The sequence below is a fragment of the Prevotella sp. P2-180 genome (assembly GCF_002251435.1).
Taxonomy (GTDB): domain Bacteria; phylum Bacteroidota; class Bacteroidia; order Bacteroidales; family Bacteroidaceae; genus Prevotella.
The window spans coordinates 1-1805 of the sequence record NZ_NPJI01000017.1 but is presented as its reverse complement, the minus strand read 5'-3'; the positions used below and the strand labels follow the sequence as shown (position 1 = coordinate 1805).

Sequence of the window (1805 nt, the reverse complement as noted above, 5' to 3'; positions counted from 1 at the left end):
TAGGTCGAGTAGAGCGAGGGAGTTTCACCCTCACCCTCTCACAGAACCGTGCGTGAAAGTCTCCCCTCACACGGCTCTTCACACTCAACTCTTTGTGCATAGACATAACCTTGGAGTCTGACCTCTCTGCCAATGATAGAAAAGACTGCGGTCTTTGCCCGCTATCTCTTGCAGCCAACTGAAAGCCTTGACAATGGGCTTGCGGTGGAAGCGCTTGTATTTCCTGCGTATCCAATAGGCAAGCACCATGTTCAGGTGGTTCATAACTTTGACAAACTCGGTCTTGCCAAACTTGTTGTAGTAATTGTACCAACCTCGCACTTGGCTCTCAATCTCTACTGCTACCTGTTGGAGTTTCCAGTCAAGATGGGAATGCAGCTTCCACTCCTTCATCTTCTCATGCAGCTTCTTCACCGATTTCTTGCTGATGGCGGGGAGAAAGCTCGTGAAGCACTGACGCTGCTTTCGATTCCATGACTTGCGGCATTGGAAAGTATAGCCGAGAAAGTCGAAGGAAGCTTCATAGCCTTCAACCTTCTTTCGGGTTGATGTGGGGCATTGCACTATCTTGGTCTTCTCCGCATTGAGTTTCAAGCGGCATTGTTCAAAGCGGCAGGTCAGAACTTCCTTCAGATGTTCCGCCTGCGCCTTGCTCACACAATGACATATCGTATCATCGGCATAACGTTCAAATGGTATATTCGGGTAGTGGATGCGCATCCACTTGTCGAACGTGTAGTGGAGAAACAGATTGGCAAGAACCGGACCTATGACCGAGCCTTGAGGCACTCCCATAGTGCGTTCTATCGTCTCTCCCTTTGACGTGCGGTAAGGGACTTTGAGCCACCTGCGGATATAGAGCAGCACCCATTTCTCACGTACATGATGTTCCACTGCCTTCATTAGCTGGTCGTGGTCTATCGTGTCGAAGAACTTGGATATGTCCATATCCAATACCCAACCGAATTTGAAACATCGCTCACGTGCCTTGGCTATGGCATCGGAAGCGGAGCGGTTTGGACGATAACCATACGAGTCTTGGTCAAAGCAGGGTTCTATGGACGGCTCTATGAACAATACCGCTGCCTGCTGGGCTATACGGTCTTCTACCGTAGGTATGCCCAAGGGACGCTTGCCGCCACCAGGCTTCGGTATCTCCACAAGCCGAACGGCATTCGGCATGTAGGAACCCGAACTCATTCGGTTCCACAGCTTGTAGAGGCGGTTGTCCAAGTCTTTCTCATAATCTTCAATGCCGACCGAGTCAACGCCTGCACTGCCTTTGTTTTCCTTTACCTTAAGGTAAGCCTTGTAGATTAACGTCTTGTCTATCACAAATGGTTTTGCTTCTTTCATCATATCCTCCTCTTTGTTTAAGAGTTGTATAATTCCAGTTGCTTGAGTGTGTCACCCCCTTCGCTCCATGTCCATTACAGACACTTCAACGCTACTACGGGGCAATCCGCCACAGAAGCGGACTTCGGTACGTTTCTGCCTTGTTCGTCACTTTCGGCATTTCCCTTGGCATTCCGTCTTCTGCTTCCCACGTTCCGCCAACGAGCCTGTATTACTGTCCTGCCACCTCTATGCCGCATGCCGCAATGCCATAGACAGGTTATTGCATTGCTTGTCGCCAGAACTGTCCGACTCTGACTTTTGACATGACTTGAACCAAGATTAACGACACCTCATCGAATGGTTCACTTGCGTTCAGCTCAGTAATACGTACCTCTCTGCAACGCTCACCACCGCAACGTTTCCGACTGCAGCAGCTTGCAGAGGGTTTGATGCCAGTGCCTGCACAC

General features: G+C 50.0%; 3 protein-coding genes. All 3 read right to left on the bottom strand.

Going from position 1 to position 1805, the window contains the following annotated elements; all coding sequences use genetic code 11:
* Positions 1-84 precede the first annotated feature (84 nt).
* Positions 85-1359 carry a group II intron reverse transcriptase/maturase gene (gene ltrA / locus CIK98_RS02610; protein WP_094382733.1) on the bottom strand — a complete coding sequence of 425 codons (1275 nt, stop codon included), beginning with the start codon at positions 1357-1359 and terminating at the stop codon, positions 85-87.
* 71 nt (positions 1360-1430) lie between these two features.
* Positions 1431-1595 (bottom strand): hypothetical protein, encoded by a 165-nt coding sequence (locus CIK98_RS18480; protein WP_216358950.1) that lies wholly within the window; start codon positions 1593-1595, stop codon positions 1431-1433.
* A gap of 20 nt (positions 1596-1615) precedes the next feature.
* Positions 1616-1805, bottom strand: a 190-nt coding sequence (locus CIK98_RS18475; RefSeq protein ID WP_216358949.1) for a hypothetical protein, incomplete at its 5' end; no start/stop codon positions are given.

Excerpts from the sequence above, each read along its gene's own strand:
- ltrA (WP_094382733.1), bottom strand. The coding sequence starts at position 1,359 with ATGATGAAAGAAGCAAAACCATTTGTGATAGACAAGACGTTAATCTAC.
- CIK98_RS18480 (WP_216358950.1), bottom strand. The coding sequence starts at position 1,595 with ATGCGGCATAGAGGTGGCAGGACAGTAATACAGGCTCGTTGGCGGAAC.